Raw genomic sequence first — 12312 nt, 5'->3', positions numbered from 1 at the left:
CCGCCCGGCAGTTCACGTCTCCTGAAGGATGCGATGCAGGATCGTCGGAGTCTCCTCCGGCGATTCAGCCTCCACCACCAGCCGGTTCATGACGTCCCAGTAGCACTCGATCTCGGTCGGCCGGTCGGGATACAGCGCGGTGACCCTCTGCTCCAGGTAGACCATGTCGGGCAGCCGGCCCCCGGGCAGCCGCAGGATGGTGACCGGCCCGGCCTCCCCCGCGTGTCCGCCCGCGAGGAACGGCATCACCTGGACGGTGACCTGCGGCAGCCGGCAGATCTCGATGAGATGCCTCAACTGGGCGCGCATCGTGGCGATCCCGCCCACCGGGCGACGCAGCGCAGCCTCGTCGATCACGGCCCAGAGCTGTGCCGCCGGCCGTCGGCGCAGAATCCGCTGCCGTGTCATCCGTAGTTTGACCCGTCGGTCGAGTTCCGCCCCGTCGGCGCCCGAGTGGGCGAGCCTGAGGGAGGCGCGCGCGTAGTCGGGGGTCTGGAGCAGGTGGGGAACGCGTTGGACCTCGAAGCAGCGGACGAGGCTCGCCGCCTGTTCGGCCCCGAGATAGGCGCGCGTCCACGTGGGCACCACGTCGTTGAAGTGCTGCCACCACGCTGGGGAGTTGGCCTCCTCCGCGAGGGCCAGCAGGGTGGCACGCTCGGCGTCGTCCGTGACGCCGTAGAGCGTGAGCAGGTCGGCCACGTCGCGCGGCTTGAAGCGGTGGCGGCCCGCCTCCAGGCGGCTGATCTTGGAGCGGGAGGCGCGGATGGCGTCGCCCGCGGCCTGGCGGGAGATGGGCCGCTCTTCCCGGAGTTCACGCAGCCGTGCGCCCAGCACCAGCCGCGGCACCACGGGGCCGGCCGACAACCCGTCCAACGGCGTGGTCAAGACCTCATCGGAACCCATGCGCCAACTCCTTGCGGTGAACTGCCCCTGCACACCCACGACTTGCACGTCTGCGACCTGCCCGACCGCGAACGCTGAAGCCAGCCATCCTAGAGGGTTGCCGGGCCCGCGATCTTCGAGTTGCGGGAATGATCTGCACCTTTACGGCCAGGCCGACCTGTAGATATTTCCTATATGATTTGCGGCCTGGCCTTACCTGACGAGGGGTACGGGTGCGCGCCCCCAGAGCCACAAACTACCTAGCCATCACACCTGTTCGTGCCGGAAGTCTTGACGGGCGCAGGTTCCTCCCTCACGATCGCCGCATCGATTTCCTATCTGATTTCTATCTGAATCCGCAGGGGTGGGTCATGCGCTTCCCAACCAGATCTGTCCTGCCCGGAGTTGTCGCGGCCGTGTTGCTGGCCTCGGGAACAGCGGCCTGTACCTACAAGAACTCGGGTGCGCAGTCGGGCAGTCAGGCCACGCCGGCCGCTCGAACCGGTGCCGGCGCCGAACTCGTGGACGGCTCCGGGACCAAGGTCGCCCTCGTGCCCGGCGGCGCCCACCCGTACTTCCAGCCCTGGAAGACCACGGGCGCCGCCGCGATGAAGACGTACGGCCTCGGAGCCGTCGCCTTCGACGAGACGGCGGAGTGGGACCAGCAGAAGCAGAACAACCTGCTGTCCACGCTCGCGGCCCGCGGCTACAACGCGTTCGGGGTGTTCGGCGTCTCCCCCACCGACATCAACTCGACCTTCACGGACCTCAAGTCGCAGGGTTTCCCGGTGGCTTCACTGGGTTCGTGCCCGGCGGGCGACAAGGACGAGGCCGACTTCTGTCTCTCCACGGACGTCCAACTCGCCGCCTACAAAGCCGCGAAGGCGGCGATCGCGGCCATGGGCGGCAAGGGCACCCTGGTCCACGTCACCGGCAACAACGTAGACGCCAATACCCAGTTGAGGATCAAGGGCGTCGCCCAGGCCGTGCAGGAGTCGGGCGGCAAGGTGAAGCTCCTCCAGACCATCACCGACATCGACACGGACCTGCAGACCGCGCAGAAGGCGGTGTCCGACCTGATGGCGGCAAAGGGCAGTCAGATCACGGGCATTGTCGCGACCGCCTACAACCCGGCCGTCGCCGCGGCCGACGTCGTCAAGTCGTCCGGGTCGAAGGCGAAGGTCATCGCCATCGACGACGACGCCAAGATCCTCAGCGGCATCAAGCAGGGCACAGTCACCGCCACCGTCGTGCAGAACCCGGTCGGCCAGGCCGAGATCGGGGTCTGGGCGCTGGCGCTGCTCCAGACGAAGCAGTGCACGGTGCGCTCTCCCGGCGTGGAGGTGGACTCGGGTTCGTTCGTCGTCACCAAGGCGAACGTCGCCGGCTACGACAAGGCGCGGCAGGCGAAGACCGCCGACCTGAAGAAGCAGTTCGCCGACAGGATCCTCTCCTGCGGCTGACGGCCGGCCGCCCCTTACGGCTGGTCACCGCCGGCGGCCAAGCACCGCTGATGGCCAACTCCCACGACAGAAACCGGAATTGCTGAATGAGCAGCAGCATCATCACGGCCGCGACCGCGAGGCTGGCCGACATCGCCGTCGAGCAGGACCGCACCGACGCGGTGCAGTCGTTCGTCAAACAGGAGACGGTCCTGGTCGACCTGGTGACGGCGGACGGCCTCGCGGGAACCGGCTACTCCTACACGATCGGCACCGGCGGCAGCTCCGTACTCGCCCTGCTGCGCGACCACTTGCTGCCCGCGCTCGTCGGGCAGGACGCCCGCAACGTCGAGGCGCTGTGGCAACGGCTGTTCGCGCTGACCCGGTCCACCACCACCGGAGCCATCACCTCACTCGCCCTCGCCGCCGTCGACACCGCCCTGTGGGACGTGCGGTGCAAGCGGGCGGGCGAACCGCTGTGGCGGCTGGCCGGCGGACACCACCAGGAGGTGCCGGTCTACGACACCGAGGGCGGCTGGCTCCATCTGAGCGCCGAGGAACTGGTCAAAAGCGCCCTGCGCGCCCAGGAGTCGGGGTGGGCGGGCGTCAAGATCAAGGTGGGCCGGCCGCACCCCGCCGAGGACGCGGAGCGCCTGCGCGCGGTCCGCGAGGCCGTCGGCCCCTCGCTGCACATCATGACCGACGCCAACCAGTCCCAGACGGCGTCCTCCGTCCTGCGGCTCGCGGCCGCGCTGGAGCCGTACGACCCGTACTGGCTGGAGGAGCCGCTGCCCGCCGACGACATCAGCGGGCACGCGCGGCTCGCGGCGGCGACCCGCATCCCCGTCGCCGTCGGCGAGTCCATGTACTCGCTCATGCAGTTCCGCAGTTACCTGGAGGCCGGTGCCGCGTCCGTCGTTCAGGTCGACGCCGCCCGGATCGGTGGCATCACACCGTGGCTGAAGGTCGCGCACCTGGCGGAGAGCCACAACGTCGCGGTATGCCCGCACTTCCTGATGGAACTGCACGTGAGCCTCGCCGCCGCCGTACCGAACGGCCAATACGTCGAGTACATCCCGCAGTTGAGGGCGGTGACCCGCACCGAACTGACCATCCGCGACGGCATGGCAGTGGCCCCCGACGTACCGGGCCTCGGCATCGACTGGGACCCGGACGCGCTGGACGACCGGAGGGTGGCATGACGACCTCGATCAGCCCGCCGGACACCGTCCCGGAGGAGAAGGCGGCCCCTCACCGCATGCCGTTCTGGGTCAACCAGCGACTCGGCCTGCTGGTCCTGGTCATCGCGCTCAGCGTCCTGTTCGGCGTACTCCGACCGGCCTTCCTGGACCAGCAGTTGGTGCTCTTCCCCCTCCTCCGCGACGTCGCCACTCTCACCGTGGTCGCGCTCGCGCAGATGGTCGCCCTGTCCGTCGGCCACATGAACCTCGCGGTCGGCCGCATGGCCGCCTTCGGCGCCATGTTCGCGGGCCTCAGCTACGACCGCCTCGGCCTCCCCATGCAGGTCGGGCTGCTCCTCTGCCTGGCCGCCGGAGCCGCCATCGGCGCGGTCACCGGCTGGCTCATCGCCCGCACCGGAGTGAGCTCCTTCGTCGTCACCCTGGCCATGGACTTCGCCCTCCTGGGCCTGGTCTCCCTCATGTACTCGTCCCTCACCGACGACGCCGCCTTCACCACCCACCCCGCCGGAATCGACGCCCTGCGCTCCTACTCCCTCGCCGACATCTGCGCGGGCCCCATCTGCGGCTCCCCCGCCGTCCCGCAGATCGCCCAGTTCACGGTCCTCGCAATGCTCGCCCTCGGTTTCCTCTACGGCTGTACGCGCATCGGCCGGGAACTGCTGCTCACCGGCGCCAATCCGGCCGCCGCGGAACTGTCCGGCATTCCCACCGGACGCCGGGTCCTGCTGGCGCACACCCTCTCGGGGCTGCTCGCGGCGCTCGCCGGGTTCATGGCGGCGGCCGGCACCGGCACGTTCCGGGCCTCCATCGGCGACGACTTCATGCTGCCCTCCTTCCTGGGCGCGGTACTCGGCGGCACCCTGCTGACCGGCGGGGTGGTGTCGGTGCTGGGCACGCTGCTCGGCACCGCGCTGGTCGGTGTGATCCGCAAGGGCCTCGACCTGCTCGGCGTGGGCCTGGAGAGCCTGAACATCTATCTCGGCTGTGTCCTCCTGCTGGCCCTGTCGGCCGACCGGATCCGCACGGTGGTGTCCTATCGCAAGGTGGTGCGTTCGACATGAACCGCTTGAACGTGACGCCGGGTCAGGGGAGTTGGGGCGGCACGGCACTGCGCCGGTTCTCCCGTTCCACGGCGGCGATGCTGCTGTGCGTGGTCGTGGCGGGATACCTGGCACTGGGCATCGCCTCGTCGGGATCGTTCTTCGAGGGTCCTTCGGTGCGGGTCTTCCTCCAGTACCTGGCCACTCCCATTCTCATCGGACTGGCCCAGATGGTGGCGCTGTGCGTGGGTCAACTCAACCTGGCCGTAGGCGCGTTGGGCGGGTTCACCGCCTGTCTGATGGGCGTCCTCATGGCCGACCACGGTGTGCCCGCCGGAGTCGCCGTGATCGTGGGCCTGCTGACGGCGACGGCCATCGGACTGGCGACCGGTGTCGCCATCGTGGCCACCCAGATCAACGGGTTCATCGTCACCCTCGCGACGATGACGATCCTCCTGGGGGCGCAGTACCGGCTCACCGGCACCCGTACCGTCGACGGATACTCGCGCACCCTGCGCGACTTCGGCACGGCCGCACCGCTGAACATCCCGCTCGTCTTCGTCACCGCGCTCGTCGCGGCGGCGCTGCTGGCCGCGTTCATGTACCGCACGGTCGCGGGCCGACGGCTCCTCGCCGCGGGCGGCAACCCCCTCGCGGCCCGGCTGTCCGGCATCTCCACCGACCGGCAGATCGTGGCCGCGCACACCCTGTCCGGGCTGCTGATCGGCGTGGCCGCCGTGACCGCCACGGCCTCGCTGCCCGGCGTCAACCGCAGCGTCGGCGGCGACTGGCTGCTGCCGAGCTTCGCCGCGCCGATCATCGGGGGCGTCGCCCTCACCGGCGGTTCAATCGCCGTACTGGGCACGGTACTTGCGGCCTTCGTGACGCGGCTGATCGATGCCGCGCGAGCCCAGTTCTCACTGGACCCGAGCTGGGTGAACCTGCTGATCGGCCTGGTCGTGCTGGGCACGGTCGCCGGTGGCCGGCTGCACCAGACGCGCCTGGAGAAGTCCGCGACGACCGACGGCGCCGTCCTGCCGCAGACCGGAGGTGCCCAGTGAGCGGCACGGTTCTTCTCGCATGCGAGGACCTGGTGAAGGTCTTCCCCGGCGTCCGGGCGCTGGACGGCGTGGGTCTACGGCTCACCGCCGGCAGCGTGCACGCGCTCCTAGGTGAGAACGGCGCCGGCAAGTCGACCCTCATCAAGGTCCTCACCGGCGTCCACTCCCCCGACGCCGGCAGCCTCGCCTGGAACGGCCAACAGGTCCATCTGCGCTCGCCGTTGGAGGCGACCCGTACCGGCATCGGCGTCGTCCACCAGGAACGCAACCTGATCCCGGGCTTCTCGGTGGCGGAGAACATTACCCTCCAGAACCCGCCCTCCCACCGTGGCCTGGTCGACCGCGAGGCCATGACCGCACCGGCCCTCGCGTGCCTCGCGGAGCTCGGCGTCGACCTGGACCCGCAACGGCCGGTGCGTGAGCTGTCCGTAGCGCAACAGCAGTTGGTGGAGATAGCCAAGGCCCTCTACACCGAGAGCCGGGTCCTCCTGCTGGACGAACCGACCGCGTCCCTCTCCCCGCAGGAGACGGAACGCCTCTTCGAGGTGATCCGGCGGCTGGCCGCCCGTGGCGCCTGTGTCGTCTTCGTCAGCCACAAGCTGGAGGAGGTCTTCGCGGTCTGCGACACGGTCACGGTGCTGCGCGACGGCAAGTCGGTCCTGGAGTCCTCGCCCCTGTCGGACCACACCCACGACGACATCGTCGGCCTCATGGTGGGCCGCGCCCACGCGGCGACGGAGATGCGCCCCCGCACGGTCGACCGCACCGCCACCCCAACTCTCGTACTGGACAAGGTCTCCACGGCTGGCGGACACCGTGACATCAGCCTGGAGGTCCGGCCCGGCGAGATCGTCGGTCTGTACGGACTGGTCGGCGCCGGGCGCAGCGAACTGGTCAAGGCGGTGCTGGGCCTGGATCGCGTCACGGGCGGCGAGGTCCGCGTCCACGGCAGCCCGGTCCGCATCACCTCACCCCGCCAGGCCCTGCACGAGTTCGGCATCGGCTACGTCACCGAGAACCGCAAGGAGGAGGGCGTCTTCCTGGAGCAGCCCATCGTCCGCAACATCACGGTGACGGTGTGGAAGAGGCTCGCCAAGGCCCTCGGGTTCGTCTCCGCGCGCGAGGAGCGGGATGTCGCGCAGGACCTCGTCGACCGGCTCGGCATCCGTGTCTCGGGGCTCGGGCAGAACGCGGGTGAGCTGTCGGGCGGGAACCAGCAGAAGGTCAGCCTTGCCAAGTGGCTCGCCGCGGATACCCGGTTGCTGGTCATCGACGAGCCGACGGTGGGTGTCGACGTCCGCACCAAGCGCGCCTTCCACGAACTGATCTGGGACCTGGCCCGCGACGGCCTGCCCATCCTCCTCATCAGCAGCGACCTCGCGGAGATGGTCACCCTCGCCGACCGCATCGTCGTCATGACGGACCACCGCATCCGCGGCGAACTCGACAACGACCGCGACTACGACCGCATGAGCGGCCGGGTCATCCGCCTGATCCACGACCGTGACGCGGTGCGCTCATGAAGCGCGTGGCCCAGGTCATCGCCGTACACCCGGAAAGGCTGGACGAATACCGGGAGTTGCACCGCGCTGTGCCCCAGCCGGTGCTCGACCGCATCCGGCGCAGCCACATCTCCGACTACTCGATCCATCTGCTGGGCGACCGCCTGTTCAGCTATTTCGAGTACCACGGCGACGATCTCGCGGCGGACCTGGCCCTGATGGCCGAGGACGAGGCCACACAGCGGTGGTGGGAACTCACCGCCCCCTGTCAGGTGCCCGTGCCGGAGGCGGCGCCCGGCGACTGGTGGGCCACGGCGGAACAGGTGTTCCTCATGGAGTGAACGGGGGCAGGCTCCCAACTCCGGTTTCTGTGGCGGCCGTTCAGGAGACGGACGCCTCGCCGTCCTCGATCTGCCGTTCCAGGCTGCGCGTCAGGTGCTCCGTCATCGCCTCGGCCGCCCGCTCGGGGTTGCGGCGCAGAACGGCACGTACGATCCGCTCGTGTTCGGCGACGGTGGGGCCCCAGGCGCCAACCACCTTGCTGAGCCTGAAGATGTGCAGATGCGCGTGGAGCCGTTCCACCGCGTCCGCCAGCAGTGGTCGGTGCGCGGCCTGTCCGATCGCCTCGTGGAAGCGCTGGTCGAGGGCGGCGAAGTCGCGGTACGACGCGTACCGTTCGTTCGGGCTCGGGTGGGCCTGCATCTCCTCGACGATCCGTTCAAGGCCGTCGAGTTGCGCCTCGGTCGCGTTGACGGCGGCCAGCGCGGCGGCCTTCGGCTCCAACAGCAGCCGCATCTCGAAGAGTTCGCCGAGCCCCTGCCGGGTGAGCAACTGCGTGGCCCGGTATCCGGAGAGCGCCCGCTTCACCACCAGACCGTCGGCCTCCAGCCGGGCCAGCGCCTCCCGGACGGGCGTCGGCGAGACCTTGAGGGTGCGGGCCAGCGCCTCGATTCCGACGCGGGCGCCGGGGGCGATCTCGTGGTCCATGACCATCGCCTTGATGCGCTCGTACACGCTGTCCGACAGCGCCTGCCGGACGGGCGGCACGCTCCGCTCGTCACCCTCGCCCTCGTCCGGGACCCCGGCCGCGGAAGGACTGTGCGGCGGCATCCCGACTCCCTCTCAAGGCACTTGACGTTCCCGACAGTTTACCCAGGTGGACGGGGTGAGAGAGGGCCGCCCGCAGAACATCGACGACAGGTTCGGCCCGTCACCCCGCCTCCGCCGCGACGGTCGCCGTTCCCCCGCTCTTCTCGGTCAGGTCGAGGCTGCTGCGCAGGCTGACCGGCTTCAGCAGGAGCGCGGCGACCACCGCGAGGAGGGCAGCGGCGGCGGAGAGGAGGAAGATCCGCGCGGTGGCGTCGCCGTAGGCGACACGGATGATCTCCTGTACGGCGGCGGGCTGCGCGGAGACATCCGTGGCGGAGCCCGTGGTCCGCAGTCCCGCGGAGGCGAGTCCGTGTGCGATCTGGTCCTGGACGTGCCGGGCGAGTACGGCGCCGAGGACGGAGACACCGATCGTGCCGCCGAGGGACCGGAAGAACGACACCGTGGAGCTGGCCGAGCCGATGTCCTTCAGCGGCACGGTGTTCTGCACGACGAGCACCAGGTTCTGCAACGTCATGCCGACGCCCATCCCGACACACAGCATCGCCACGCCCAGCAGGAGCATGGGTGTCCGGGAGTCGATGGTGCCGAGCACGGCGAATCCGACCGTGAGGAGGACGGCGCCGGTGATGATGAACGGCTTGATCTTCCCGGTCCGGCTGATCAGTCGGCCCGCGACCGTGGAGGCGACGAGGATGCCGGCCATCATCGGAATCGTCAGCAGACCCGCCTCGGTCGGACTGTGCCCACGGCTGAGCTGGAAGTACTGGCTGAGGAACACCGCGGCACCGAACATCGCCGTACCGACGGCGAGACTGCCGACGATCGCCAGCGCGGTCGTCCGCTGCCGCACGATGTGCAGCGGTACGACGGGTTCGGCGGCCCGCGACTCCACCCACACGGCCGCGCCGATCAGCACCAGCCCGCCGGCCACCATGAGCGCGGTCTGCCACGAGGCCCAGCCGAAGGAGTTGTCGACGAACGACACCCACACCAGCAGCACGCTGACGCCCGAGGCGATCAGGGTCGCGCCCAGGTAGTCGATCTTGACGTTCTCACGGCGGAGGACGGGCAGGCTCAGCGTCCGCTGGAGCATGAACAGCGATACGGCGGCGATCGGTACGCCGATGAAGAAGCACCAGCGCCACCCCAGCCACGAGGTGTCGACGATCACGCCGCCGAGCAGCGGCCCGCCGATGGTCGACGTCGCCGTGACACTGCTCAAGTAGCCGCTGTAGCGGCCGCGTTCGCGTGGCGGGATCATCGCCGCGAGGGTGATCTGGACGAGCGCCTGCACGCCTCCGACCCCGACCCCCTGCAGCGCCCGCGAGGCTATGAGCTGCCCCGCGGTCTGGCTCACCCCGGATGCCAGGGCACCCAGCACGAAGACGGCGATGGACACCTGCACGAGGGTCTTCTTGCTGAACAGGTCGGCGAGCTTGCCCCAGATCGGCGTCGTCGCCGTGGTGGTCAGGAGCGTCGCGGTGACGACCCAGGTGTACTGCGTCTGCGACCCGTGCACCGCCCCGATGATCTTCGGCAGTGCGCTGGAGACGACCGTACTGCTGAGGGTGGAGACGAACAGGGCGAGCAGCAGCCCGCTGAGGGCTTTCAACACTTTCCGGCGGGCCGCGGGGGACGTGTCCGACGGACTCGACTCGTTCACTGCCGTGCTCATCAGACGGACTCCAGGGCACCGGTTCGCTATACGCCATGTATAGCGACATCGGTTCACCATACATGGCGTATAGCCACACGGGCGGATCCGGTCGAGGCACGGCAGTCGGGTGGCCGTGGCGGCGAGTACCCCGACCACCATGAAGGGGAGTTCATCGCCTTCGGCCACGCGCCTCGATCTCACTGCGACCCGGCCCGCGCACCCCTCCAGGGCAGCTCAGGCGGCAATTTCCGTGACGCCGAGGGCGAAGTCCCAACCGCCCACCCCGTGGCGGGCGAGGCCCATCGTGAGCACGCCCGCTCCTTCCAGCCAGTGCGCCATTTCCAGGCCACCGACGTCCATCGGGCGCATCCCGAGGCTCTTGACGAACACCTCCACGTCCGCCTTGGCCTGCGTATCGTCGCCGGCGATGAAGATGTCGGGCCGGCCGTTCTCCAGGACATGACGGAAGACGGTGTTGAACCCCTTCACCACACTGGCACCGGCCGGGGCCACCTCGGCGACTTCCCGCGCGATCGAGGTGACCTCGCGGTGGGCCAGACCGTCCGCCGTGGAATTGAAGGGGTTGCTGATGTCGACGATGACCTTGCCCGCGAGGGCGTCTCCGTAGTGGGCGACGGCCGGAACGACACCGTCGAACAACAGGGCCACGATGACGATGTCCCCGGCCGGGACGGCACCCCACTCCCCTGTCGTGGCACCGTCGCCGAGAGCCTTGGCCAGGTCGGTGGACTTGGCGTGATCGCGGCCCATGACCTCGACGGTGTTGCCCCCCGCTATCGCCAGCGCGCCGAGGGTTCGGGCCATGTTCCCCGTGCCGATGATGCTGATGCTGCTCATGAGGTGTGCTCTCTTCCTTGCTCTCGGACTTTCGCTTTGTCTGTGTCCGTTCAGATCACTGTGGTGCCGCCGTCGGTGGTCAGTTCCAGCCCGTTCACATAGCTCGAGTCGTCCGAGGCGAGGAACAGCGCGACCGTCGCGATCTCCTCGGGACGGCCCATCTCGCCCCGCGGGATCAGGGACTCGAACTGCCGCTTCGTCTCCTCGTCGAACAACTCCTCCTGCTTGGCCGTGGCGACCTGGCCGGGGGTCAGCACGTTCACCCGGATCCGCCGGTCCCGCAGCTCGTTCAGCCACACACGGGCCCAGGCCTGCTGCACGGCCTTGCTCCCCGCGTACACACTCCATCCGGGGAAACCCCTGAGTGAAGCGTTCGACCCGGTCATGAAGATCGAGCCACCGTCGTTGAGCAGCGGCAACGCCTTCTGCACCGTGAACAGCGTGCCGCGCGCGTTCAGCCAGAACGCGCGATCGAACTGCTCCTCGGTGATCTCGCCGAGCTTGCCCTGCTCACCCATGCCGGCACTCGCCCACAGCACGTCGATCGAGCCCTTGTCCCGCCTGACCGTCTCGTACAAACGGTCCAGGTCGGCCAGGTCGGCCGCATCACCCTGCACGGCGGTCACGTTCCGCCCGATCACCTTGACTGCGTCATCCAGTGCCTCCTGCCGCCGGCCCGTGATGAAGACATGAGCCCCTTCCTCGGCGAACAGCTTCGCGCCGGCCAGCGCCATGCCGGTCGACCCGCCCGTGATCACCGCGACCTTGCCATCGAGCTTTCCCACGATCACTCCTTTGTACACCGAGCTGTGTACTTAACGTAGGCGACGATCGAGCGGGAGCGCAAGCTAAGTACACCGATCGGTACCGCGCTGGGCTACGATGGAGTCATGACGAAGCTGGAGATGGGCCCCCAAGGCCGGCGCCGCGGCAGGGGTGCGCGCGAGCGCATCCTCAGCGCGTCACAGCAACTGTTCCGCGCTCAGGGCATCAACAGCACCGGCATGGACCAACTCTGCGCAGTGGCCCAGGTCTCGAAGCGCACGGCGTACCAGCACTTCACCGGCAAGGACGACCTGGTCGCCGAATACCTGCGCCGATTCGATCCCGAGATCATGGCCGGAGTGTTCGACCGCACCGACCTCACACCCCGCGAACGACTCCTCGCCGCCTTCGAGGTCCCCGCGTCCGGCCCGGAGGAGCTCACGCCCCTGTGCCCCTACATCGCGGCGAGCGTCGAAATCCACGACCCCGAACACCCCGCGTCCCAATACGCACGCGACTACAAGCTCGCCATCGCCGCGCGGCTCGCCGAGACGGCCCGCGAGGCCGGTGCCACCAACCCCGAACAGCTCGGCGAACAGCTGGCGTTGCTCCTCGACGGCGCCTCGGCCCGCACCCGAGTCCTCAACGCCGAATCCTTCCCCACCGCCGCCGCCATCGCCGCCGTCCTCATCGACAACGCCCTCCCCGCGACTGACGGGGACCGGGGAAGCGAAAAGGGTGCGGTTCGTTTCGAGTGAGGCTGGGGTTGTGCGGCCCACGCCCTTGCGGTCCG

At 69.1% G+C, this 12312-nt stretch carries 12 protein-coding genes; 7 read left to right on the top strand and 5 right to left on the bottom strand.

Annotated elements, in window-relative coordinates:
- Window positions 1-12: 12 nt before the first annotated feature.
- Entirely contained in the window at window positions 13-903 is an 891-nt protein-coding gene (locus OG714_RS45695) for a helix-turn-helix domain-containing protein (RefSeq protein ID WP_406130078.1), read from the bottom strand.
- A 350-nt stretch (window positions 904-1253) separates the two neighbouring features.
- On the opposite strand from OG714_RS45695, the gene OG714_RS45690 reads away from it, so the two are divergent.
- The 6 genes from OG714_RS45690 (at window position 1254) to OG714_RS45665 (ending at window position 7470) form a co-directional block, all read left to right on the top strand.
- Entirely contained in the window at window positions 1254-2345 is a 1092-nt protein-coding gene (locus tag OG714_RS45690) for a sugar ABC transporter substrate-binding protein (protein ID WP_406130076.1), read from the top strand.
- 86 nt (window positions 2346-2431) lie between these two features.
- On the top strand, window positions 2432-3526 hold the full coding sequence (locus OG714_RS45685; protein WP_406130074.1) for a mandelate racemase/muconate lactonizing enzyme family protein: 1095 nt from the start codon (window positions 2432-2434) through the stop codon (window positions 3524-3526).
- Window positions 3523-4587 carry an ABC transporter permease gene (locus OG714_RS45680; protein ID WP_406130073.1) on the top strand — a complete coding sequence of 355 codons (1065 nt, stop codon included), beginning with the start codon at window positions 3523-3525 and terminating at the stop codon, window positions 4585-4587. The genes OG714_RS45685 and OG714_RS45680 overlap by 4 nt, the downstream gene beginning before the upstream one ends.
- Window positions 4584-5627: an ABC transporter permease gene (locus tag OG714_RS45675; RefSeq protein WP_406130071.1), complete on the top strand. Its 1044-nt coding sequence runs from the start codon at window positions 4584-4586 to the stop codon at window positions 5625-5627. The genes OG714_RS45680 and OG714_RS45675 overlap by 4 nt, the downstream gene beginning before the upstream one ends.
- A complete protein-coding gene (locus OG714_RS45670; protein WP_406130069.1) occupies window positions 5624-7150 on the top strand; it encodes a sugar ABC transporter ATP-binding protein in 1527 nt (508 codons plus the stop codon). Before OG714_RS45675 ends, OG714_RS45670 begins: the two co-directional genes overlap by 4 nt.
- Window positions 7147-7470: an L-rhamnose mutarotase gene (locus tag OG714_RS45665; protein WP_406130067.1), complete on the top strand. Its 324-nt coding sequence runs from the start codon at window positions 7147-7149 to the stop codon at window positions 7468-7470. The genes OG714_RS45670 and OG714_RS45665 overlap by 4 nt, the downstream gene beginning before the upstream one ends.
- A gap of 40 nt (window positions 7471-7510) precedes the next feature.
- Here the strand turns inward: OG714_RS45665 and OG714_RS45660 are convergent, their stop codons facing one another.
- The 4 genes from OG714_RS45660 to OG714_RS45645 all read right to left on the bottom strand — a co-directional run bounded on the left by OG714_RS45660 (window position 7511) and on the right by OG714_RS45645 (window position 11539).
- A complete protein-coding gene (locus OG714_RS45660) occupies window positions 7511-8239 on the bottom strand; it encodes a GntR family transcriptional regulator (protein WP_406130065.1) in 729 nt (242 codons plus the stop codon).
- 100 nt (window positions 8240-8339) lie between these two features.
- A complete protein-coding gene (locus tag OG714_RS45655; protein ID WP_406130064.1) occupies window positions 8340-9914 on the bottom strand; it encodes an MFS transporter in 1575 nt (524 codons plus the stop codon).
- A gap of 216 nt (window positions 9915-10130) precedes the next feature.
- Entirely contained in the window at window positions 10131-10754 is a 624-nt protein-coding gene (locus OG714_RS45650) for an NADPH-dependent F420 reductase (RefSeq protein WP_406130062.1), read from the bottom strand.
- Between the two features lie 50 nt (window positions 10755-10804).
- Entirely contained in the window at window positions 10805-11539 is a 735-nt protein-coding gene (locus OG714_RS45645) for an SDR family NAD(P)-dependent oxidoreductase (RefSeq protein ID WP_406130060.1), read from the bottom strand.
- 105 nt (window positions 11540-11644) lie between these two features.
- Between OG714_RS45645 and OG714_RS45640 the strand changes: the two genes are divergently transcribed.
- Complete coding sequence (locus OG714_RS45640; RefSeq protein ID WP_406130058.1) at window positions 11645-12277, top strand: TetR/AcrR family transcriptional regulator; 633 nt, start codon at window positions 11645-11647, stop codon at window positions 12275-12277.
- The last annotated feature ends 35 nt before the right edge of the window (window positions 12278-12312 follow it).

This window comes from Streptomyces sp. NBC_00989 (assembly GCF_045162655.1).
In the GTDB taxonomy this organism is placed as follows: domain Bacteria; phylum Actinomycetota; class Actinomycetes; order Streptomycetales; family Streptomycetaceae; genus Streptomyces.
This window is presented reverse-complemented; position numbering and strand designations above follow the sequence as displayed.

What these genes read in the sequence shown, in the direction of transcription:
- OG714_RS45695 (WP_406130078.1), bottom strand. Translation starts at nt 903, where the DNA reads ATGGGTTCCGATGAGGTCTTGACCACGCCGTTGGACGGGTTGTCGGCC.
- OG714_RS45690 (WP_406130076.1), top strand. Translation starts at nt 1,254, where the DNA reads ATGCGCTTCCCAACCAGATCTGTCCTGCCCGGAGTTGTCGCGGCCGTG.
- OG714_RS45685 (WP_406130074.1), top strand. Translation starts at nt 2,432, where the DNA reads ATGAGCAGCAGCATCATCACGGCCGCGACCGCGAGGCTGGCCGACATC.
- OG714_RS45680 (WP_406130073.1), top strand. Translation starts at nt 3,523, where the DNA reads ATGACGACCTCGATCAGCCCGCCGGACACCGTCCCGGAGGAGAAGGCG.
- OG714_RS45675 (WP_406130071.1), top strand. Translation starts at nt 4,584, where the DNA reads ATGAACCGCTTGAACGTGACGCCGGGTCAGGGGAGTTGGGGCGGCACG.
- OG714_RS45665 (WP_406130067.1), top strand. Translation starts at nt 7,147, where the DNA reads ATGAAGCGCGTGGCCCAGGTCATCGCCGTACACCCGGAAAGGCTGGAC.
- OG714_RS45660 (WP_406130065.1), bottom strand. Translation starts at nt 8,239, where the DNA reads ATGCCGCCGCACAGTCCTTCCGCGGCCGGGGTCCCGGACGAGGGCGAG.
- OG714_RS45655 (WP_406130064.1), bottom strand. Translation starts at nt 9,914, where the DNA reads ATGAGCACGGCAGTGAACGAGTCGAGTCCGTCGGACACGTCCCCCGCG.
- OG714_RS45650 (WP_406130062.1), bottom strand. Translation starts at nt 10,754, where the DNA reads ATGAGCAGCATCAGCATCATCGGCACGGGGAACATGGCCCGAACCCTC.
- OG714_RS45640 (WP_406130058.1), top strand. Translation starts at nt 11,645, where the DNA reads ATGACGAAGCTGGAGATGGGCCCCCAAGGCCGGCGCCGCGGCAGGGGT.